The organism is Sporosarcina sp. OR05 (assembly GCF_041414805.1).
In the GTDB taxonomy this organism is placed as follows: domain Bacteria; phylum Bacillota; class Bacilli; order Bacillales_A; family Planococcaceae; genus Sporosarcina; species Sporosarcina saromensis.
Genome location: NZ_JANKJL010000014.1, coordinates 46,618 through 68,902, shown reverse-complemented (window position 1 = coordinate 68,902; position 22,285 = coordinate 46,618). Strand labels below are relative to the sequence as shown.

The following is a 22,285-nucleotide window of genomic DNA, read 5'->3' as shown; positions in this document are numbered from 1 at the left end:
GCACATCCTACGGAAAAAGGAGTTGTGTAATCATGGTGGAAGAACATGGACCAGGTATTCTCATGGCTGCATTCATCATTATTGTCGGCATCTTGTTCAATCCATTCGCTGCAAGTGCTGAAGAATTCCATTGGGGGTTCAAAAAATCAGCAAATGGCGTTCCTCCTAATGCTGGAGCTGCATTGGAATCGTTGCTCGACAGACACGGTGCAATCTATAAAGGTAAACCAGATGAAAAAATTGCCTATTTGACGTTCGACAATGGCTACGAAAACGGTTATACAGAATCCATTTTAGATACACTGAAAAAGGAAGATGCACCTGCAACTTTCTTCCTTACGGGTCATTATTTAAAGAGCGCTGCACCGCTTGTCAAACGGATGGTCGAGGAAGGTCACGACATCGGCAACCACTCATATGATCATCCGAATATGGCAAACTTGACAGAAGACGGCATGGAGAAAGAATGGAAAAAATTTGACGAGTTGTTGTTGAAAACAGCAGGTGTAGAACGGACCATTTACGCACGGCCACCTGAAGGCATTTTCAATGATGCATTATTGGCGAAAGGAAATGAATTAGGGTATCGACACATTTTCTGGTCTGTCGCTTTCATTGATTGGCATGCCGATAAACCTCGTGGACGCGATTATGCATATAATGAACTGATGAAGCAACTGCACCCAGGTGCTGTCATCTTAATGCATACAGTATCACCTGATAACGCGGAAGCATTACCGGATTTTATTCGCGATGCAAAAAAAGCCGGTTACGAGTTCCGTACATTGGATGATCTTGTCATGGAATACGAAAATGTCGATTCGATTTTGCGCTAGTTACTATATGAAGCAAAAATCTCCTTATTTCAGAACCGTCCTTTTATAATAGAAGAATGAGGAGGTTAAAAACATGAAATTTGAAATGACAGAGAACGGATTCCAAACAGAAACATCTTTCGGTACGTTACAAATCTCCGGCAATGAGGAGTTTGGCTTCAGGCCATATCAACTACTCATTTCTTCAATTGCCGTTTGTACGGGAGGCGTCATGCGGAAAGTACTTGAACGCAAAAGAATGCCTGCGACTTCCATTACGATTGAAGTTAAAGATGTATATCGCAATGAGGAAGAAGCGAGTCGGGTTGAAAGAGTCCATTTGCATTTCCTGATTGAAGGCATCGAGATGACGAATGAGAAGATGGATAAGATTATGCAAGTAACAGACAACAACTGTTCAATGTATCAATCCGTTAAAAACTGTATCGAAGTCGTCAAGACCTATGAATTTGTAAACTAAAAAAGCCCGGTCCATATCTGTAAAAGATGATGGCTGGGCCTTACGTATGAATAGAACTCTCACTTTCAATTTGCATAAAATTCGTAGGCGTCTATCGGCAGTAGCCGTCAAACGGTAACGGATCCCCTCCTTTGACATCGGATTCGATTCGTCTCTACTCTACAGCCTCCTTTACGAATTAGATTATTAGTAGTATACCACTTTGATTATGTATTGTAAACATTTTGTTAAGTATAATTTTCTATATAGTTAAACTGATTCGCGTTACATTGAATTCTATTGCCATTTCATATACGATTACAATGATGAAAAGAGGTGTATGTGTTGGAACAAAGACAAAGTGGACAAGTAGATGAGTTAAAAAACCGTCTTCATTTATTTTTGGAAAAGCTTGAAGCGATTGAGCCAGAAAACACTGATTTACAAGAGATTGATCAGCTCATCAGTTTAATTGACGAATTGGAACAACAAATGAATAAACTAAAAACAGACCAATGATTCCTTAGGGGGAAATAAGAATGTACATAGAGCAACTCGAAAAAAGTATGTATGATCTCATTTGCGATACATCTACGAATTTACCGAAAGATGTCCGTAGAGCTGTAAAGGCTGCAAGGGAAAAAGAGAATGCCGGTACACGGGCAGCAATGAGTCTTGATACAATCGCGAACAACATCAACATGGCTGACGACAAACTATCACCGATTTGCCAAGATACGGGTTTACCAACTTTCAAAATCAAAACACCAATCGGCGTTAACCAGTTGGAGATAAAAGACGCCATTACGCGTGCTATGGTACAAGCGACGAAGGACGGTAAATTGCGTCCAAATGCAGTTGATTCGCTTACTGGCGAAAATAGCGGGACAAATTTAGGCCTCGGTCTCCCTGTTGTGAAATTCGAGCAATGGGAAAAAGATTATATTGAAGTGAAGCTCATCTTAAAAGGTGGCGGCTGTGAAAACAAAAATATTCAATACAGCTTGCCAACTGAACTCGAAGGTCTTGGCCGAGCTGGACGTGATTTAGACGGAATTCGTAAATGTATTCTCCACTCTGTTTACCAAGCGCAAGGACAAGGCTGTTCTGCCGGTTTCATCGGTGTCGGAATCGGAGGCGATCGCGCTTCTGGGTATGATTTAGCAAAAGAACAACTTTTCCGCGAAGTGGATGACGTGAATCCGCATCCTGATCTTGCAGCATTGGAAAGTTACATCTTGGATACTGCAAACCAACTCGGTATCGGAACAATGGGCTTCGGCGGTGAAGCAACATTATTAGGTTGTAAAATCGGCGTCATGCACCGTATCCCTGCAAGTTTCTATGTCTCCGTAGCTTATAATTGTTGGGCATACCGCCGTATGGCCGTCGATATTGATGCAACGACAGGTGATGTGACCAAATGGCATTACAATGAGGGTGACAAACTAGCTTTTGCTGCTACGACGGAAACGAATGACACACAATCATCACGTGTCGTCGAACTAACTGCTCCTATTACAGAAGAGCAAATCCGTGAATTACAAGTTGGAGATGTCGTCAAAATTAGCGGAAGAATGTATACAGGACGCGATGCAATTCATAAGCACCTTACGGAAAACGATGCACCTGTCGACTTAGATGGACATATCATCTACCACTGCGGTCCGGTCGTATTGAAAAACGAAGACGGATCGTATGAAATCAAAGCAGCCGGACCTACCACTTCCATTCGGGAAGAACCTTACCAAGGCGATATTATGAAAAAATTCGGCATTCGCGCAGTCATCGGAAAAGGCGGCATGGGTCCTAAAACGCTCGCAGCCTTACAAGAACACGGCGGTGTCTACTTAAACGCAATCGGTGGGGCAGCCCAATATTATGCAGACTGCATCAAAGAAGTAGAAGGCGTCGACTTACTTCAATTCGGCATTCCTGAAGCAATGTGGCATTTACGCGTCGAAGACTTTACTGCGGTCGTCACAATGGACTCACACGGAAACAGCCTTCACGCCGACGTAGACAAATCATCGTTAGAAAAACTCGCAACATTTAAAGAGAAAGTATTTAGCTAAATAGCTTGGAAAGCCCTGCAGCATGTACATACTGCAGGGCTTTTTTGCGACTGTAGAAGTAAGCGGCGAGGTTCGTACTGTGTGGAGCGACTTGCTTTGGGCACACGACTCCCCTCTTTCCGCGTGGAGCAACATGCTTTAGACATGCAGCTCTCCTCTTTGCACAAATCAATTTCGCTCAAAAAACTTTTCAAACAACCCACTATCATTTTTCATTAGGAGTATGCTATACTCTTATTTATAATAATTATAAACAAGAAATGATTATCGAACAGCTCTCTATATCCAATTATATCAATTGTTTTAAAGATAATACATGTAAGTTCGTCACTTGCAAACGATAGTCATTCTCAATTAGGAGGGGTTTAAATGACAACAGAAACAACAGAAGCGCAACAAACGCCTCGTCACTGGACGGCGCACATCGAATTGATTGCTGCACTTCTTTCAGGACTATTAATAGTCTCAGCTTGGTTGATCGGCAAAGATGGTAACGAATCTTTATCCATCGCGCTTTATATAATTGCCTTTCTAATCGGTGGATTTGCTAAAGCGAAAGAAGGCATTGAAGAAACAATTGCAGATAAGCAATTGAACGTAGAAATGCTAATGGTCTTTGCTGCTATCGGTTCAGCAATTATCGGTTATTGGGCTGAAGGCGCAATATTAATCTTCATATTCGCAGTGAGCGGTGCGTTAGAAACCTATACATTGAACAAAAGCCATAAAGAAATCTCGGCGTTAATGAACATGCAACCGGAAGAGGCTTGGCTACTACAAGGTGATGGATCAACAAAAAGCGTCCCCACTTCTTCCCTTTCCGTCGGTGCTGCGATAGTTGTTCGACCTGGCGAGCGCATTCCGGTGGACGGTATCATTCTCCAAGGAACGACTTCCATTGATATGTCCGCCATTAACGGAGAGTCTGTTCCGGTTACGAAGGAAAAGAACGATGAGTTGTTCGCAGGAACCATGAACATTAGTGGCGTCATTCACATGGAAATGACAAAACCAAGTTCAGATACATTATTTCAAAAAATAATTACACTCGTTCAAAACGCACAAAGTGAAAAATCGCCATCACAGCAATTCATCGAGAAATTCGAAGGTACGTATGTAAAGATTGTTATTTTAACTGTCCTTGTTATGATGTTCCTCCCCCACTTCCTGTTTGGTTGGGATTGGACGACGACATTTTACAGAGCAATCGTTCTATTAGTTGTCGCTTCTCCTTGCGCACTCGTTGCTTCGATTATGCCAGCGACATTGGCAGCTGTTTCCAACGGAGCAAAGAGAGGGATATTGTTTAAAGGTGGTGTCCATTTAGAGCACTTAGGTTCATTGCAAGCAATCGCATTTGACAAAACAGGGACACTTACAACCGGGAAGCCTGTTGTTACGGACTTTTTCGTACGAAGCAAAGCAGATCGTACACAAGCATTATCACTTCTAGCGAGCATTGAAGCCCAATCCAATCATCCGCTCGCTCTCGCTATTGTAAACTACGCGCAAGAGCATGGCCTTACGACAAGAGGAATTGAACATATTGAAGATGTCCCTGGCTTTGGCATTCGTGCGGTTGTAGACGAGCAAGAGATCCTAGTAGGAAATCCTCGTTTTGTCGGTGCCCAAGAAACGAAAGACTTCCACCAAGGTATCATTCACGAACTCTATGAAGATGGAAAGACCGTCGTTTTCATCAAGGATTCACAAGGGATTCTTGCGGCTGTCGCATTGAAAGATACACTCCGACCTGAAGCAGTTCAAGCAATTCAAGACTTAAGGCAGTTAGGTATCCAGTCAATCATGTTGACAGGAGATAATGAAAAAACAGCTCATGCCATCGCTAAGGAAGCTGGCCTTGACCGTTACGTCGCAAACTGTCTGCCAGAGATGAAAGTCGAACAGATGAAAGGGCTACTAAAAGAATACGGTAATGTCGGGATGGTCGGGGACGGCATTAACGATGCGCCTGCTTTAGCAACAGCTACATCAGGGATTGCCATGGGGGAAGGGACAGATGTTGCACTCGAAACAGCAGATGTCATCCTCATGCAAAATGATTTGACGAAAATCTCTTATGCGGTAAAAGTTTCTAAAAAAATGCAACGCGTTGTAAAACAAAACGTATTCTTTTCTGTTTCCGTCATCGCTATTTTAATCATGTCCAACTTCATGCAAGTTGTCGACTTACCGTTAGGGGTAATCGGTCATGAAGGAAGTACAATTCTCGTCATCTTAAACGGTTTACGCTTGTTAAATCGCATCAACTAAACAGAAAAGAGCAATGCCCGTCATAAGACTGCATTGCCCCCAGAGTGTAGACAAAGTCGATTTTTACTTTGTCTACACTTTTTTAATGAAATTTGTTATACATAGAAAGTTCTTCAGCCTGATTGAAAACGCTTGTCAGGTGGAAGGCAGTCTAAGTTCGGGACGTCCTGTCCCAACGCCTGCACGACCTGCGTCGTGCAGGCCCGCGCGAAGTCGAGCGAAGACGCGAATAGAACTTAAGTTCATGAGCGGACGAGTGAGACAAGCAACAACGGATGCGAGCGTTTGTCAACAGGCTGAGAGCAATGCCAGTCAAACGACTGCATTGCTCTTTTGTTTTGCCAGCTTTGCCTGTTTTCGTTCCGTCATCACCGCGTTTAACTGCCCACCTAGCATTAAGATAATGGCCGAAAAATACAACCACATCATAAGTACGATGATGCCTCCAATACTGCCATACGTATTCGAATAGCTAGCGAAGTTCCCTACATAATAAGAGAATGCTAGTGAAGTGATAATCCACCCTGCCGTGGCAAATAAAGCACCTGGCATCGCACTTGTTATATGAATCTTTTTATTTGGTACAATCCAATACAATGCTAGAAAAACGGTAAACAATAAAATTGGTGGTAAAATCCAACGTAGATTCTCCCAAATGGTCATGAAGTCCTCTTCCATGCCAAAGTAAGAAAATGCAAGGGATCCGATTTGTTGTCCAAATACAGGTAGTAGGAGAGCAACAACTAGCACACCGATGAGTGCAACTGTAAATACAACAGACATTGCTCTCGCTACAATGAATGACCTTGACTCTTCCACATAATAGGACTGATTTAACGCTTTTGTAATCGCATTCATCCCTTTGGAAGCAGACCAAATGGTTGCTAATGCACCAACTGATAACAAACCACCGTTCCGGTTTCTCAATATGTCTTCAAGTGTGTCATGAATTAGACTATAAACACTATCAGGAGCGTAATCACGAATGAAGAGAAATATTTGGGATTCATCAATATTCAAAAATGGCAACAGCGTCATCATAAAGATTAATAGCGGAAAAAGCGATAACAGGAAAAAGAACGCTAGTTGAGAGCCTAAACCCGTTATATCGACATTTTTAATCCGAATAATTAATTCTTTCCAAAAGCCTTTTGTGGTCGTAACATCAAATCGCTCCATTTCACCTTCTTTTACATCATCGATGAACTTCATGATTTCCGAATCCTTTAGAATCCCACTTTTTTTGCTCTTAGGGTGTAAGCTTTCCTGTTGATGAGTCACTTGTTCTTTCTGGCTCACATCTGGCTCACTCCTTTCAAAGCTTACGACTTTTTTACATCTCCAGTTTCTTTCGTTTCTGTTATGAGCTCTTTATACTCTTCCTTTGAATCGACAAACGCTTCCTTCGTTCCTACTACCAGTTCTTTCACTTGTGGTGTCAGCGTCTTCAACTCGTCTACTTGTGTTTTAATGTATGCTGCGTCTCCAGAAAACTGATCATATAAGGACATATATTTTTCTTTAGTTTGCTGAAATTTTTCTTTTAATACATCCGGGTTACTCGCGTAGAATTTTACTTGGTTCGCCATGTGATTGGAAGTATTCATGACTTGCCTACGCGTACTTTTATCGAACAAACTAACAGCCGCTCCAGTTAATGCCCCAATCAAAATAAATTTACCAAATTTACTATTACCCACTACAAACCCCTCCAATATTGACTTATATGCATATAACATTATACCCGTAGAGAGGAAAAACAAACAATCTTACTGTATTTCAAAAAAAGTGCTTGACTATCGCTCTAAAATTTCGGAATATTATCAATAACAACTATTAAGTATTCTAAGTAGTTTTTCTACTTGATTCAATGAGAGGAGTCGATATAAAATAACTTATCTCGCTGTAACTGTATTGACATAATGAAACGAGGGGGTATTGACAATGGATGCAGTGTACAATTTTCTAGACAAAGCGAGCGGACTTATTTGGGGGCCACCCCTACTAATCCTACTTGTAGGAACCGGTATATTTTTAACTTTCAGATTAGGATTCATTCAACTACGTTTACTACCGTATTCGTTAAAGCAGGTTTTTTCTCGTAAGCACAGTAAAAAAGAGGACGGAGATATCTCTCAATTCCAGGCTTTGATGACCGCGATGGCTGCCACTGTCGGCGTCGGTAACATCGTCGGAGTTGCAACTGCCGTATTTTTAGGAGGTCCTGGGGCAATTTTCTGGATGTGGCTTGCAGGCTTTTTTGGAATGGCGACTAAATATGGTGAGGCCATTCTTGCAGTAAAGTATCGTACAAAGGATGCGAACGGCCAAATGGCTGGTGGTCCGATGTATTACCTTGAGCATGGATTAAAGCAAAAGTGGTTAGGTATAATTTTCGCAATATTCGGTGCTTTAGCTGCATTTGGAATTGGAAATGGAACTCAATCAAAAGCAGTTGCAGATGTTATGAATAGTACTTTCAATGTACCGCACTTACTAACGGGCATAGCACTCGTTATATTCGGAGCTCTCGTTATTCTCGGTGGTATTAAATCCATCGGAAGGGTTACAGCATTTTTCGTTCCAATTATGGCGCTATTCTATTTCATTGCTGGTGCAATCATCATGATTATGAACATCCATCTCGTACCTGAAGCATTTGGTTTGATTTTCAGTGATGCGTTCTCAGGCGAAGCTGCGGCGGGTGGTGCAATTGGTGCAGTAATCCGATTTGGTGTAGCACGTGGACTATTCTCCAATGAAGCAGGTATGGGATCTGCTCCAATCGCCGCTGCTGCTGCAAAAACTGACATGCCAGGTCGACAAGCACTCATTTCAATGACTCAAGTATTGTTTGATACACTTATTATCTGTTCAATTACAGGTGTAACGATTGTCATGTCAGGTCAATGGAAGAATAAAGACATTGATGCAGGGGCATTGACTGCTGAAGCATTCGGCTCATTCCTAGGTGGAGCAGGTCCAATCATCGTCGCAATCGGATTGGTATTCTTTGCAACATCAACAATTTTAGGGTGGAGTTATTATGGAGAAAAGTGTTTCCAATACTTGTTCCCTAAGAAACAAGCAGTACTCGCATACCGAATCTTTTTCGTAGCATTTATCATCGTCGGTCCACTTGTTTCACTTGATATCGTCTGGTTATTGGCGGATGTCCTTAATGGTCTCATGGCCATTCCGAACTTAATCGGTCTTCTAGGGTTGTCTGGTGTCATTGTGATGGAGACAAAGCGTTTCAAAAAGAAAATCGAAGAAGAGAAAGAAGCAGCAAAGCTTGCACAATCAGCAGCTGTTGACAGCTCGTCTAAATAATGTGATGATTAGTCCGATGCTAATGAAGGGCGGACGAAACTATGGATTTATCAAAACCTACCGAAGAAAATGTTTTGTATATGATTGAAAAAATCAAGGAAAAACTGCGTATGGTCAACGTGGACGCAATGAAAGCGGAACATTTCAACACAGAACAGTACGAAGACTTAGTGTACATGTACGAAATGGTCATGAAGCGCGAGACGATTTCTCCGAATGAAATGCAAGCCATTGCTGCGGAACTTGGCTCATTACGCAAATAGTCTTAAAGCCGACGGAAAGGATAAAATCCCTCTGTCGGCTTTTATTGTACAGACAAAAAAACGTGAAGCGATTGATACACGCCTCACGTTTTTTACTATTCAACTGACGTTCCATCCTTTAACACAAGAGGTTGGATAAGCACTTCCACACGTCGATTTTTACTACGGCCTTCAGCTGTTTCGTTTGAAGCAATCGGTTTATTTTCCCCGTAGCCTTTTACACTGAACAAATGTGGATCCAACTGATCCGTTGACACGATTGTTTTTAAGAAATTAATTGCCCGCATCATACTTAATTCCCAGTTTGAAGGGAACTCACTACTGTTGATGGGGACATTATCGGTATGACCCGCTACGACAATCTGTCTCGGCTTATCAAAAATCAGCAGCTGTGCTATATCCTTTGCGATATTGGCATACTCCGGTTTTATCGTTGCTTTGCCTGTTTCAAATAATATGTTATCACGAATTGTAATAAGTAAGCCTTCCTCTGTTAACTTCGTCTCGAACTGATTCTCCAACTCATGTACCGCAATATACTCTTCAAGTTTTTGCTGCGTTGCTTCCAATGATTGTTGATCTTCCAAATAAGAAGAATTCTCGTTCTCGTTTTCTTCCCCTGCCGAATCTTTTGGAACCGGAACAGCAGTTGGTGATGAACTATCCATCACCCCTGTTCCACCATCAAAGATTTGATTGAACACGGAAGAGATTTGGCTAAACTTCGCTTCATCCAATGAACTGGATGCAAACAATACGATGAACATGGCTAACAATAACGTAAGAAGATCTGCATATGGTAGGAGCCAGGACTCATTCACATGGCCAGAGTCATGATTTTTTTTCTTACGCTTCCTCGACAACCTGGCCCGCCCCCTTCTCACTCGTCACTTTTTCAGCACCGAGCTTTCGACGTTCTTCAAGAGACAAGTAAGATGCAAGCTTTTGTTCAATTACACGTGGTGCTTCACCTTCTAGTACAGATAAGATACCTTCAATCATCATCATTTTTTGGCGAACTTCTTCTTTTGACTTTCGCTGTAACTTGTTGGCAAAAGGGTGCCAGAGTACATACCCTGTAAAAATCCCCAATAATGTCGCAACGAATGCCGCTGAGATGGCATGTCCTAATGCGTCAATATTGTTCATATCTTTTAATGCGGCGATTAGCCCAACAACCGCTCCTAATACCCCGAGTGTCGGGGCATAAGTGCCTGCCTGTGTGAAGATTTGAGCCCCTGCTGTGTGACGTTCTTCCATTGCGTCAACTTCTTCCGTAAGCACATCCCGAATGTAATCGGCATTTTGACCGTCAATCGCTAACCCAAGGCCATTCTTTAAAAAAGGGTCTGCAATATCGTCCGTCTTTGCTTCCAAGGACAGTAAACCTTCCCGTCTTGCGACATCTGCCCAACCTGAAAAGATTTTAATTAACTCTGCGTCTGATGTTAACTGTTGTTCTTTAAAAATCACACCAAATAACTTGGGAACGCGTTTAATTTCCCTCATTGGAAAGGCAATGACGACGGATGCAATCGTTCCTAATACAATGATGAGTAATGCTGCCATATTAAAAAGGGTATCAGGGGTTACACCTTTTAACATCATCCCAACAAACAGCGCAACGATACCAATAACAAGACCAACAACGGTTGATAAATCCATACAAGTACCTCCATGTGTTCCAATCTACTTCTTCTTATTTCGACATTTTCTTACCATTCTTTAGATAGAACGGATAATTAATATGGATTATTTGTCTGAATGATGAATGATTTATTTTGCTTGAACGCATGCACTTTAGTACTATGAATATATACATGTTAAGGAGGTTTCCACTTTGTACTCATTCGAACAAAAGTTAGAAAATTACGCAAGTTTAGTAGTTGAGGTTGGCGCAAACATACAAAAGGATCAAGTACTTTACGTTAGTGCTTCCATTGATGCGCAAGCGCTTGTGAGAAAAATTGCAGACAAAGCATATGATGCAGGTGCACGTCAGGTAATCGTTGATTGGGCGGATGACGTGTTGACAAAAATGCGCTATGAAAAAGCCCCAGCGGATTCGTTTTCAGACTTCCCGGAATGGAAAGTAATGGAGCGTGAGCGGTTAGCAGAAGGAGGCGCTGCGTTTGTCAGTATCGTTTCCCAAAGTCCTGATTTGTTAAAAGACATTGATCCATCTCGCATTGCGGATGCTCAAAAAGCGTCAGGACAAGCTCTGAGCAACTATCGGAAAATGCTTCAAGCAGACCGATTCAGCTGGTCAGTCATTGCTGCTCCTTCTCCTGATTGGGCTGCGAAGATGTTCCCTGAATTGCCGCGTGAAGAGCAAGTCCCAGCACTTTGGGAAGCTATTTTCAAAGCCGTCCGTGCAGATGTCGCTGATCCGGTCAACGCTTGGAAAGATCTTGACGCAACACTGAATGACAAAGCTGATCATTTGAATAAAAAAGCGTATCGTAAGCTTCATTACAAAGCACCTGGAACAGATCTCACAATTGAGTTGCCTAAAGGGCATATTTGGTGTGGCGGCGGTAGCGTGAATGTAGACGGAAATCCTTTCATGGCGAACATGCCGACTGAAGAAGTGTTCACGGTCCCACATATGTCAGGTGTAAACGGCTATGTTAAAAACACGAAACCGTTAAGTTATGGTGGCAATATCATTGACGATTTCACGTTAACATTTACGGATGGCAAAATTACGGATGTTTCAGCCGGTCAAGGTGCAGAAGTACTTCAACGTCTTATTGACACGGACGAAGGTGCAAAACGACTTGGAGAAGTTGCCCTCGTCCCTCACGCCTCACCGATTTCAGAATCAGGTCTACTATTTTACAACACATTGTTTGATGAAAATGCGTCTAATCACCTTGCAATCGGAAGCGCATACTCGTTCTGTTTAGAAGGTGGAAAAACGATGTCTTCCAACGAACTTGAAGAACATGGTCTCAATCAGAGTATTACGCATGTCGACTTCATGATTGGTTCAGCTGAAATGGATATTGATGGAATCTTAGAAGACGGAACAGTAGAACCGGTCTTCCGCAACGGGAACTGGGCATTCTGATTTCAGTCACAATTTATGAAAACATATTGAACAAGCCTTTTAATTTTACAAAACTATAGTATAATGGTTGTATAATAATCATTTATTGTAGAGAGGAGTCTTATAATGGGCTTAATGTTCACTACAGTCATAGGATATTCAATTGTCCTTGGCCTCGCTGCTTTATTTACAATGCACTATCTTGGCAAGGCGCTTGATTCTTCGGATGCAGAAAGAATCGATCCAAAGCCGGAAGTAAAATAAAATACCAGCTCTCAGAGTGTAGACAAAGTCGATTTTGACTTTGCCTACACTCTTTTTAAATGGAATTTATTATGAATAGAAAATTTTTCAGCCTGATTGAAAACGCTTGTCAGCCTAGGCGCGAAGTTGAGCGAAGACGCGAATAGAACTAAAGTTCATGAGCGGACGAGCGAGACGAGCAACAACGGATGCGAGCGTTTGTCAACAGGCTGAGAGTTGCCACTTGGCAGCTCTTTTATTTATATTGTAAACTTATCTCATTACAAATAGATGGAGGGACTTCCTATGACAATATTATCCGAAATCATTGAATTCAATAAAACATTTGTTGAAGAAAAAGAATATGAAAAATATGCAACGACGAAATTCCCCGACAAACGAATTGTTATTTTAACTTGTATGGATACAAGATTGACGGAGTTATTGCCTAAAGCGATGAACTTGCGTAATGGCGATGCGAAGATTATTAAAAGTGCCGGAGCAATTGTTGCTCACCCGTTTGGCGGGATTATGCGTAGCATCTTAATTGCTGTGTATGAATTACGCGCAGATGAAGTATATATTATTGGCCATCATGACTGTGGCATGAGCTCCATCGATACAGAAAAGACGTTTGGCAATATGATTGAGCGTGGTGTAGACGAAAGCATCTTCTCTACCTTAAAGTACTCTGGTGTCGACTTGGAAGATTGGTTACGCGGTTTTAACGATGTAACAGAAAGCGTAAAAAGCAGCGTAAACCAAGTGCGCAATCACCCGTTAATGGACAAGAAAGTTCCAGTTCACGGTCTTGTTGTTCATCCTGCTACAGGTCAATTGGAGACAATTGTAAACGGGTACGAAGCAAACGAAGACAATTGACTACAAATTTCCCGGGAAATAGACAAAAACCGATTCCTCTAATTGAAGAATCGGTTTTTTATTAATGCAAAGTATTTCCGCCAAGCGGCCTTACCCTTTCAAAAATCTTCCGCTATCATCGCATACATATAATGATCTTCCCATACACCATTGATGTAGAGTAATTGCCGTAGAAGGCCTTCACGGACAAATTCGGCATTTTCCAGTACTTTAACCGACCCTATGTTTCGAGGAGAAACAAAAGCTTCCACACGATGTAAGGACACTGTTTCAAAAGCAAAACGGGTAATGATCCGGACCGCTTCCGTTGCAATTCCTCTTCCTGTCTCCCGTTCGTCAATCGAATACCCGATAAAACCGCTCGAAAAGGGAAGTCTCTTAATGCTGTATAGCGAGATATGACCAATTAGCCTACTCGTCTCCGCGTCGAATATACCGAAGTTATATTCCCGTCGATCCCTCATTTGATAAAGGGATTCCCTAATTTTATCCCTCTGAACTGAAACAGTATAATAACTCGCTTCGTGTCGCGGCTCAAATACTGTCCAATACGCTTTGTTCGCTATGAGGAGATCAGTAAAAGCCCTCGCATCTTCTTCTGTTAATATTCGCAAATAACAAGTGTGCCCTTCAAGCAAAATCAACGCTTCTTCACCTTTCTTTGGAAGCTATTTTCAAAAACTCCTCTACATCTTTTACACATAACGCGACTCCCTTCGCCCAGAAGTCTTCTTTCGTAATGTCTTCTCCTAAATGTTTCATCGCAAGATCCTCAACGGACATGACAGCTGTATCTCGAAGTAGATCGATATACTTCTTCTCAAATCCTTCCCCTTCAGTTAACGCTTTCGCATAAATGCTCAAAGAGAACAAATAACCGAACGTGTATGGGAAATTGTAAAACGGTGTTCCGGTAATATAAAAGTGCAGTTTGGAAGCCCAGAAATGAGGGTGGACCACGTCAAGCGCATCACCGTACGCTTCCTTTTGAGCTTCTTCAGTCAGCTCATTCAGCCGTGCAGCCGATACGACTCCTTCTTTTCGTTCCTCATAAAATCTTGTCTCAAATAAAAAGCGCGCATGTATATTCATAAAGAATGTAGCACTTCTTTTAATTTTATCCTCCAATAACGCAAGTTTTTCATCTTCTGTTTGCGCAGATTTAAGCGCGGCATCCGCCACAATCATTTCTGCAAAAGTCGAAGCCGTTTCAGCAACGCCCATTGCATATTGACGATTCAAATAATGGACTGGGCGCAATGCATAGGAGTGAAATGCATGACCGAGTTCATGTGCAAGTGTTGCGACGTTAGACATGGAACCACTGTATGTCATGAAGATCCTTGATTGCTGTGAAGCTGGCATACCGGTACAAAAGCCGCCTGGCCGTTTGTTTGGACGGTCTTCCGCCTCAATCCATCCTTCTTCAAACGCTTGTCTAGAAAATGCTTCGAGTTCAGGTCCAAACTTTCCGAAATGCGCTAATATGAAGGCAGCACCTTCCTGGTAGGACATTTTTGTCGTTTGAGAAGTGATCGGAGCATTTAAATCATACCAATTCATCTTTTCAGCGCCAATCATTTTCGCTTTTGTAGTTAAGTAATCGATGAATGGTTGTTTATTCGCTTGAATCGCTCCCCACATCGCGTCAAGCGTTTCTTGGCTCATTCGATTGCGCATGAGCGGTTCTTGTAGGACAGAATCCCATCCACGCTTGTTGTATACGGCTAAACGGAATCCTGCGAGGTGATTAAGAGCTGAAGCAAAGAAGTCTTCTTTTTCTTTCCATGCAGCTTCAAGTTTCTCGAATACTTCTTTCCGGACAGCAGCATCTGGATGAGACGCCAAGTTGTTAGCCTGTCCTACAGATAATTTCTTCGTCATACTATCAACAGTCATTTCAATTTCCATATCACCAACAAGTTGGTTATATAGCTGTCCCCATGCTTGGTAACCATCTACACTCAATGATGTAATAAGGCTCTCTTCAGCTTCAGAAAGTTGAAGTTGAACATTTTCCCGCCATTCATTTAAAACAAAAGTAAATTGGGAGAGCTCTTTCGTTTCCAACAACGCTCCCCATACATCTTCTTCCGTTTTTGCGATCGTTTGTTCAACCTTTAGTCGAACAGTCGAAAACCGAGCTTGGATTGTACTCACATCTGATTGAAGCAATAACGCTTGCTTGTCTTTTGTATTTGCTGCAACAAAACAGCCAATCACTGCAGATGCTTCTCTAAGATTAAGCGCTGTCGCTGTTATGCTTTCTAGTAAGTCATGTACTTCTTTTGCATCTTCTACTTTCGTTGGTACAGAAAATGCCTCAATACGGTTTTCAAGTGCGACAATTTGCGTTTTCACCTTTTCCAAATGTTCGTTTAGCTCAGGTGAATGGCTTCCCCCTTTAAAAAACACATCTAAATCCCATACTTCACTGTACAGTTTTGTCGTCATGTTCATCCCCCTCGTTGTTTGGAAAATTGCTATAAAAACCTGTATTAATTATAGCACGAATTTTCGGTATACGAAATATTTGATTTGTGACGGAAACTTCATACTTTCATTCGCATGTAGGGCTTTTCCTATGTATACTGTTCATGGGAGGATTTTATTATGTCTAGAATGATCTTGATGGCTCTTTCACTTCTGACGGTCATCGTTACGAATATAGCCGCTAGTTTTTTCACCCTCAATCATCAAACAACCGTTGAAATTGTTAACCGTTTGCCTGTGCTCTTTAATCCTGCAAATTATGTTTTTATTATATGGATTGTCATCTTCATTTTGTTGTTCATGTGGATAGTAAATTTCAATAAGATCACCGAGCAAATGAGCAACAAACATAAAAATCGAATCACTTTCCTGTTCGTAGTGAGCTGTGCGTTAAATACAATTTGGCTGTTCCTATGGCATTACAGCTTGTTCAACTGGGCAGTTATAACTGAACTCGCTCTTCTCGGTGTCGTACTTACCTATTATTTTACGTTTCCGAAGAAAGAAAATCGTTTGTATGGAAGAGTACCTTTTAGTATCCTTACGGGCTGGGTATTCATCTCCTCCATTTCTAACATCAGTTACACACTCATGTATCATGAATGGGAAGGTTTCGGTCTAAGCGATCCTTTATGGACAGTCTTTTACTTAACGATTTCCACTGCGTTCGCTTTACATTTTATGTACCATCACCGGGATTATGTGATGAATCTTGTTTTTGTTTGGACATTCATTGGCATTGCGATTCGAAACGGGATTGAAGAGTTGTTCATTACTTCTGCTGCACTCTTTTTGACTGCAGTCATCATTACATGCATGTTTCTTTTTTCAGGCAAAGGTGTACAAAAAAAATAGAGCAAAGTGCACACTACATGCACTTGCTCTATTTTAATTTCTTTGAATCAACCGTGGGGCGGATGTGAATAACAACACTGCTACAATTGCACATAACACTATGGAAGGAATCATATAAGAAGCATTGTATCCTAAAGAGTACAGCCAAGCCGGTTGGTCACCTGCATATTCCGCGAAGAACACCATTCCACCGATAAAATGTGCTAAAAAGCGCAATGATCCACCTAAAACGCTTCCTACAATAATGGCCGTTGCCATGGAACCTTTTTTACCTTCCGCTTTACTTTTCAGAAGCCATCTAAGTGTTACTGCCGCCAAACCGACAACCGTATACGCGATGAAATAATCCAACGCACCTTGTACAGGGTGAATAATGTAACCGCCGATGACTGCTTGGAGTAAACCGGAAATCAATCCCGTTAATAAACCTCCACTAAGGCCCCAACGGAATGCCATTAAGATAATTGGCAGCATCGATAAGGTGACGGAACCACCTTGAGGCATTTTAAATACTGTTAAGTTATCCAAAACAAATGACATTGCCCCTAATATTGCTACTTCCAATAAAAACTGCAAACGACTACGATCCAATTCGAATTCCTCCTCTTTTGTTTTCGGAGGGATACGGAAGAAAAGTCAACGTGTCAACAAAGACGTATGACCAGATTCTGTATTATACTTTACATAAAGCTCATCACTCACTAAACTTATGTAACAAAAAACGACATCCCGGATAGAACCGAGACATCGTATCGTATATGTCAGTTTCCATCCACATCCCTACGCAAGTATGAACTTACAGGTTCGAAGGGTCAGGACATCCGTCCAATCTCAGCCAAGTCGGCACCCCTTGTGGTCGTGTAATTCAATTGTCGTTACCATTGTATATGGTACAGTACATATAAGCAAGATGATTTTAAAAACTTCTTCTATTTATCAGGAGGTACACATGTCGAATAACAAAATCTTATCCGCCTTATGCTATTTCAGTATTTTCTTTTCCCCTCTTCTACTCCCCGCAATTGTCTTCTTCATTACGGACGATGCGGAAGTGAAAGGTCATGCAAAACGATCGCTCATTTCACATCTCGCACCTGTTGTATTGCTCATTGCAGGTTTTATATTGTTTACTTTTTCAATGGTTTCCTATGAGTCTCGATTAACGACGATGATGAATGGACAATTTGATTTCTGGGGGCTAGCCCCATTCTTATTCATGCTCATCTATGGCTTATTATTTTTAGTTGTTGTTATCTGGAATGTGTACCAAGGGGTTAAAGTGCTAAAATGACCGATAGTATTTTCAGCAAGCCCGCACCCCTCTTCACGAATGGAATTATGATATAGTAAAATGGAAAAGTACGTTTTGAGAAGGGACCTGTAAATAATGATTGTTAAAACAAATGAAGAAATTGAAGCGTTGAAAAAAATCGGACGAATGGTCGCTGAAATTCGCGAAGCGATGAAAGAAGCGGCCGTCCCTGGAATTTCAACAAAAGAACTTGACGAACTCGGTGGACGTCTATTTGCTGAGCGTGGTGCCGTTTCTGCCCCAATCGACCAATATGATTTCCCTGGCTATACATGTATTAGTGTCAACCATGAGGTAGCACACGGCATTCCAGGATCAACCGTTCTACAAGACGGAGATCTTGTCAATATTGATGTGTCTGGTTCATATGAAGGATTCTTTGCGGACACAGGCATTTCATTCGTCGTCGGTACACCTGACGAGAAAAAGCAAAAACTTTGTGACGTTGCCAAATTGGCATTTGATCGTGCAATGACAAAAGTGAAAGCCGGCTCAAAATTGAACCAGATCGGGAAAGCAGTCGAACGCGAAGCGAAAGAACACGGATTCGCCGTCATCCGGAATTTGACGGGCCACGGCATCGGTACTTCATTGCACGAAGAACCACAGCACATCCTCAACTATTATGACGCTTGGGATAAAACATTAATGGTCGATGGTATGGTATTGGCGGTAGAACCATTCGTATCCGAAAAAGCGGAAAACATAGTTGAATTAGGCGATGGATGGACATTTGTCACACCGGATAAATCCCTTGTCGCCCAAATTGAACATACGATTATCGTAACAAAAGACAAACCCATTATCTTGACACAACTGTAAAGAATTACAAAAGAGGCTGGGACAAATCTCTAAATAGACCGTTCCTCTGCGCTCCAAAAGGCACGCTTTCCGCGGGGCGCGCTTGAGCCAATCGAACAACAAAGAGTTCGATTTGCCGTATTTCTGCGTACTTTGCAGAAATTAAGGCATCCTTGCTCCCAACGCTTCGCTTATGCTCGCAAAAGCCGTTCTACGTAACGGCTTTCCCTACGGGGTCTCAACATTCGCGCTACAATCCCGCAGGAGTCGGCCTTTTTCCGCTCCGACTCACTCAAGAATTTGAAAAGAAACATTGGAAAAATATAAAAAAACTGCATGACGGCGAATTAGCCATCATGCAGTTTTTTTATGGTATGTCCCAGCCTTTTTTTCTTATTTCTTTTTTGGTTGGCTCTTCTTTGCATCTTTCTTATTCGAATCTTTTTGGCCACTGACTGTCTTTGAATTTCCTTCGGTCAATTTACCTTTAAACCACACTTTTTGTACAGGTTTGAATGGCTTTGCCAATTTCTTATAAGTCCGTTCTTCATGATAGGATAATAAGGTGAGTACTTCGCCATCTTCTCCCGCTCTTCCCGTTCTACCTGATCTGTGTACATATTGTTCTGTCGTATGCGGCACATCCACATGGATGACGTGTGTCAATCCTTGGATATCCAATCCTCTAGCCGCGAGATCAGTGGCGATTAGGATTCGGATTTCTCCTTTCCGGAAGTCCTCCAACGTTTGCTGGCGTTCAAATTTTGTCATGGACGAATACAAAACAGCAATTGGCGCGTTATTGTACTGCAATTTCATTTCCTTCATACGTAGTTGGTCGACATTGTTCATGAATGCGAGCGCTCGAATAGCTGGCAAATGCGACAAGCCGCGGAGAAGGTCTGTCTTATCTCTCGCTTCTGTCTTTACGAATGAATGCACCACTTTGCCTGAAGATGGCATATCTTCAAGTGATACTTTTAAACGGATCGGGTTGTCCATCATCTGTTGGGCAACTCGTTCGATTTCGTCCGTAATCGTTGCAGAAACAACGACAACTTGACGATCTTCATGTGCCCCGTCGATTAAATTTTTCACAATGACACGGTACTCTCGTGCTAGTAGTTGATCACCTTCATCTAGTACGATATAGCGAATATCGTGCAATTTTAGGCGTTTCGCTTTGACAAGTTCCACTAAGCGGCCAGGTGTACCGACAACGATTGTCGGTTTTTTCTTTAACTTTTCGATCTGACGTTGCATATTCGCTCCACCAATCAGCTGGGTAACTGTAATGTCAGTCCCTTCCACCCACTCGCGTATGACATTCACAATTTGCATGGATAACTCTTGAGATGGCGCCATGATTAGTGCTTGCGTTTGCTGTTTCTTCCCATCTACTCGTTGTAAAATCGGTAGAACATACGCTAACGTTTTTCCTGTTCCTGTAGGAGATTCCGCAACAACATCTTTGCCAGAAAGCATTTCAGGTATCATTTGTGCTTGAATTGGTGTTTCGCTATCAAATTGCCATTTATCTTTTAGTACATCGTCCATTTTATCCAAGAAGGACATATACATCCCTACTTTCCATTATTCCTTATTTAATAATGGACTGGTTTCTATTTCATTTCAACTATTTTCATCAATAAGGCTTACGTCTTGCACGAGTTGCTTGTTCAAAAGCGTATGCATAGCCGATTAATGCTGGTTCTGAAAAGGCTTTTCCACAAAATGTGATTCCAAACGGTTCACCGTCAATTGTAAAATCAGCCGGCACTGTAATTGCCGGATATCCCGCTGCTGCACTGAAACTGCACCCATGATCTTGCGGGAAAACGAGCGCGTCAATTCGTTGCTCCTTAAAAGCACGATTGAGCGCCACCTCGCCAGCTAAGTGCCTATTTCGTAATAATGCTTCAATATACTCCGGTTCCGTTAGTGTTCCACTTGTCCGTTCCACTTTTTCCAATAACACTTGTCCATACTTGAGCGTTTCTTCTGGGTGCTCTTTATTGAACTCGATAAGATCACCTAGATGACGGATTGGATTTGTCGGTGATGAAGTGTCCAAGTATTCATTAAGAGCAGCTTTGAATTCGTACAGCAAGACATTATACCCTAAATCATCTTCCATCGTACCGAGCTCTATATCGTCCACTATTTCTGCATCGAGCTTCTGGATTGCCCTTAACGCTTCACGAAATTGCGCTTCCCGTTCACTCGAAATCTCTCGAGTAAAGATTGAACGTGCGACCCCAATCCTTTTCCCGATTAGAGCATCTTTATCCAATCGCGCTAACCAATCAATTCCTACAAACCGAGTTGCACTTTTGGTAACCGAATCGGCCTCATCTTGCCCAATCATCAAGCTGAAAGTGATTGTTGCGTCTTCCACTGTTCTCGCAAGTGGTCCGGGCGTATCTTGTGTAATGGATAAAGGTATAATCCCTGTTCTACTAATCGCTCCAACAGTCGGCTTTATACCCACTAAGGAATTCTGAACAGCAGGATTGATGATCGATCCTGTCGTCTCCGTGCCGATAGAAACAGCGGTCAAATTTGCTGCCACAGCTGCCGCCGCTCCCGAGCTTGAACCGCCAACATCAAATAAACCGTATGGGTTATTCACCTGTCCTCCACGTGAGCTCCAACCGTTTTTCATCTTATCAGACATGAAATTTGCCCACTCAGTCATATTACTTTTTCCAAGAATGACAGCTCCTGCTTCACGTAACTTTTGAACGAGGAACGCATCCTGCTGTGCATAATGGTGTTGCAAGGCAATTGAACCACAACTCGTGTGCATGCAATCCGCTGTATCCATATTATCTTTTAAAAGCACAGGAATACCGTGCAACAGTGAGCGCACTTTCCCATTTCGACGTTCTTCATCCAAACCTTTCGCAATTTGGAGCGCATGCGGATTCACTTCAAGAACTGCATGGATATTTGGGTCTTTTTCTGCGATTGCCGCGAGATACATCATGACCAAATCTTCAGCACAAAGTTCGCCAGCATCCATTTTGTGTTGCATGTCTCGTATCGTCGCTTCTTCTAGCCATTCTTTTTGAAGTGCTTTCAAATAATCGTTCAATCGAATCCCCCCAGATGCATTCGTCCTGTCGTATATGTTGTAAACTGTTTCATTAATTCATAATAGGAAAGCTCATATAATTGTTTGCCATGGATTTTATAGATGCCGTCATTGACAAGTTGTTCAATAATCTTATTTCGTTTGTCATCCAATTGAGGATACTCTACTTTTCTCATGTTGTTTTCCTCCTATATCTTCCCCCTATCTATTCCACTTTACGAAGCTCCATAAACACTTTCATACGAGGAAGTAATTGTTGAAAAACCGCCTATTTTGCAACTCAGTTCCCGAACATAAAAAAGATGAGAACTCGTTAACAATCAACGAATT

The 22,285-nt window shown here is 42.0% G+C and carries 23 protein-coding genes and 1 riboswitch; of the genes, 13 read left to right on the top strand and 10 right to left on the bottom strand.

Annotation, left to right across the window (positions count from 1 at the left end; translation table 11 throughout):
* The first annotated feature begins 32 nt into the window (after positions 1 to 32).
* The 5 genes from NRI27_RS15790 (at position 33) to NRI27_RS15770 (ending at position 5,624) form a co-directional block, all read left to right on the top strand.
* A complete protein-coding gene (locus tag NRI27_RS15790) occupies positions 33 to 836 on the top strand; it encodes a polysaccharide deacetylase family protein (RefSeq protein WP_317945765.1) in 804 nt (267 codons plus the stop codon).
* 73 nt (positions 837 to 909) lie between these two features.
* A complete protein-coding gene (locus NRI27_RS15785; RefSeq protein WP_317945767.1) occupies positions 910 to 1,296 on the top strand; it encodes an OsmC family protein in 387 nt (128 codons plus the stop codon).
* 324 nt (positions 1,297 to 1,620) lie between these two features.
* Positions 1,621 to 1,794, top strand: a complete 174-nt coding sequence (locus tag NRI27_RS15780) for an SE1561 family protein (RefSeq protein WP_317945769.1) — start codon at positions 1,621 to 1,623, stop codon at positions 1,792 to 1,794.
* A gap of 20 nt (positions 1,795 to 1,814) precedes the next feature.
* Positions 1,815 to 3,350: a fumarate hydratase gene (locus NRI27_RS15775; protein ID WP_317945770.1), complete on the top strand. Its 1,536-nt coding sequence runs from the start codon at positions 1,815 to 1,817 to the stop codon at positions 3,348 to 3,350.
* A 369-nt stretch (positions 3,351 to 3,719) separates the two neighbouring features.
* The gene (locus NRI27_RS15770) at positions 3,720 to 5,624 is read left to right on the top strand and encodes a heavy metal translocating P-type ATPase (RefSeq protein ID WP_371391581.1); all 1,905 of its coding nucleotides are present in this window, start codon (positions 3,720 to 3,722) and stop codon (positions 5,622 to 5,624) included.
* 312 nt (positions 5,625 to 5,936) lie between these two features.
* Here the strand turns inward: NRI27_RS15770 and NRI27_RS15765 are convergent, their stop codons facing one another.
* Together NRI27_RS15765 and NRI27_RS15760 are read right to left on the bottom strand one after the other, a co-directional pair.
* Positions 5,937 to 6,923, bottom strand: a complete 987-nt coding sequence (locus tag NRI27_RS15765) for a YihY/virulence factor BrkB family protein (protein WP_317945774.1) — start codon at positions 6,921 to 6,923, stop codon at positions 5,937 to 5,939.
* 23 nt (positions 6,924 to 6,946) lie between these two features.
* Positions 6,947 to 7,324, bottom strand: a complete 378-nt coding sequence (locus NRI27_RS15760; protein WP_317945776.1) for a YtxH domain-containing protein — start codon at positions 7,322 to 7,324, stop codon at positions 6,947 to 6,949.
* Between the two features lie 244 nt (positions 7,325 to 7,568).
* On the opposite strand from NRI27_RS15760, the gene NRI27_RS15755 reads away from it, so the two are divergent.
* Both NRI27_RS15755 and NRI27_RS15750 read left to right on the top strand, forming a co-directional pair.
* A complete protein-coding gene (locus tag NRI27_RS15755) occupies positions 7,569 to 8,957 on the top strand; it encodes an alanine/glycine:cation symporter family protein (protein ID WP_371391580.1) in 1,389 nt (462 codons plus the stop codon).
* 41 nt (positions 8,958 to 8,998) lie between these two features.
* Entirely contained in the window at positions 8,999 to 9,220 is a 222-nt protein-coding gene (locus tag NRI27_RS15750; protein WP_371391579.1) for a DUF1128 domain-containing protein, read from the top strand.
* A gap of 95 nt (positions 9,221 to 9,315) precedes the next feature.
* On the opposite strand, the gene motB is transcribed toward NRI27_RS15750, so the two are convergent.
* Complete coding sequence (gene motB, locus NRI27_RS15745; protein WP_371391578.1) at positions 9,316 to 10,083, bottom strand: flagellar motor protein MotB; 768 nt, start codon at positions 10,081 to 10,083, stop codon at positions 9,316 to 9,318.
* Positions 10,067 to 10,885 carry a flagellar motor stator protein MotA gene (motA, locus tag NRI27_RS15740; RefSeq protein WP_317945783.1) on the bottom strand — a complete coding sequence of 273 codons (819 nt, stop codon included), beginning with the start codon at positions 10,883 to 10,885 and terminating at the stop codon, positions 10,067 to 10,069. Before motA ends, motB begins: the two co-directional genes overlap by 17 nt.
* Positions 10,886 to 11,060: 175 nt before the next feature.
* Between motA and NRI27_RS15735 the strand changes: the two genes are divergently transcribed.
* From NRI27_RS15735 to NRI27_RS15725, 3 genes are all read left to right on the top strand, one after another.
* Positions 11,061 to 12,293 (top strand): aminopeptidase, encoded by a 1,233-nt coding sequence (locus tag NRI27_RS15735; RefSeq protein WP_371391577.1) that lies wholly within the window; start codon positions 11,061 to 11,063, stop codon positions 12,291 to 12,293.
* Positions 12,294 to 12,398: 105 nt separating this feature from the next.
* Positions 12,399 to 12,536: a hypothetical protein gene (locus NRI27_RS15730; RefSeq protein WP_317945786.1), complete on the top strand. Its 138-nt coding sequence runs from the start codon at positions 12,399 to 12,401 to the stop codon at positions 12,534 to 12,536.
* Between the two features lie 285 nt (positions 12,537 to 12,821).
* Positions 12,822 to 13,397, top strand: coding sequence for a beta-class carbonic anhydrase (locus NRI27_RS15725; RefSeq protein ID WP_371391576.1), 576 nt, complete (start codon positions 12,822 to 12,824; stop codon positions 13,395 to 13,397).
* A 98-nt stretch (positions 13,398 to 13,495) separates the two neighbouring features.
* Here the strand turns inward: NRI27_RS15725 and NRI27_RS15720 are convergent, their stop codons facing one another.
* The gene (locus NRI27_RS15720; protein WP_317945790.1) at positions 13,496 to 14,041 is read right to left on the bottom strand and encodes a GNAT family N-acetyltransferase; all 546 of its coding nucleotides are present in this window, start codon (positions 14,039 to 14,041) and stop codon (positions 13,496 to 13,498) included.
* A gap of 7 nt (positions 14,042 to 14,048) precedes the next feature.
* Complete coding sequence (locus NRI27_RS15715; RefSeq protein ID WP_371391575.1) at positions 14,049 to 15,851, bottom strand: M3 family oligoendopeptidase; 1,803 nt, start codon at positions 15,849 to 15,851, stop codon at positions 14,049 to 14,051.
* 159 nt (positions 15,852 to 16,010) lie between these two features.
* Between NRI27_RS15715 and NRI27_RS15710 the strand changes: the two genes are divergently transcribed.
* Positions 16,011 to 16,745: a tryptophan-rich sensory protein gene (locus NRI27_RS15710; RefSeq protein ID WP_317945794.1), complete on the top strand. Its 735-nt coding sequence runs from the start codon at positions 16,011 to 16,013 to the stop codon at positions 16,743 to 16,745.
* A 33-nt stretch (positions 16,746 to 16,778) separates the two neighbouring features.
* On the opposite strand, the gene thiT is transcribed toward NRI27_RS15710, so the two are convergent.
* Complete coding sequence (gene thiT / locus NRI27_RS15705) at positions 16,779 to 17,336, bottom strand: energy-coupled thiamine transporter ThiT (protein ID WP_317945796.1); 558 nt, start codon at positions 17,334 to 17,336, stop codon at positions 16,779 to 16,781.
* A 169-nt stretch (positions 17,337 to 17,505) separates the two neighbouring features.
* A riboswitch (TPP riboswitch) is annotated at positions 17,506 to 17,606 on the bottom strand.
* Positions 17,607 to 17,694: 88 nt separating this feature from the next.
* Between thiT and NRI27_RS15700 the strand changes: the two genes are divergently transcribed.
* Positions 17,695 to 18,036, top strand: a complete 342-nt coding sequence (locus NRI27_RS15700) for a magnetosome magnetite crystal formation protein family (protein ID WP_317945798.1) — start codon at positions 17,695 to 17,697, stop codon at positions 18,034 to 18,036.
* 96 nt (positions 18,037 to 18,132) lie between these two features.
* Positions 18,133 to 18,879, top strand: coding sequence for a type I methionyl aminopeptidase (map, locus tag NRI27_RS15695; protein ID WP_317945800.1), 747 nt, complete (start codon positions 18,133 to 18,135; stop codon positions 18,877 to 18,879).
* Between the two features lie 372 nt (positions 18,880 to 19,251).
* Here the strand turns inward: map and NRI27_RS15690 are convergent, their stop codons facing one another.
* The 3 genes from NRI27_RS15690 to NRI27_RS15680 form a co-directional block, all read right to left on the bottom strand.
* Positions 19,252 to 20,433 carry a DEAD/DEAH box helicase gene (locus tag NRI27_RS15690; RefSeq protein WP_317945802.1) on the bottom strand — a complete coding sequence of 394 codons (1,182 nt, stop codon included), beginning with the start codon at positions 20,431 to 20,433 and terminating at the stop codon, positions 19,252 to 19,254.
* 70 nt (positions 20,434 to 20,503) lie between these two features.
* Positions 20,504 to 21,955 carry an amidase family protein gene (locus tag NRI27_RS15685; RefSeq protein WP_371391574.1) on the bottom strand — a complete coding sequence of 484 codons (1,452 nt, stop codon included), beginning with the start codon at positions 21,953 to 21,955 and terminating at the stop codon, positions 20,504 to 20,506.
* Positions 21,952 to 22,131, bottom strand: a complete 180-nt coding sequence (locus tag NRI27_RS15680) for a Fur-regulated basic protein FbpA (RefSeq protein WP_317945805.1) — start codon at positions 22,129 to 22,131, stop codon at positions 21,952 to 21,954. The genes NRI27_RS15685 and NRI27_RS15680 overlap by 4 nt, the downstream gene beginning before the upstream one ends.
* Between the last annotated feature and the right edge of the window lie 154 nt (positions 22,132 to 22,285).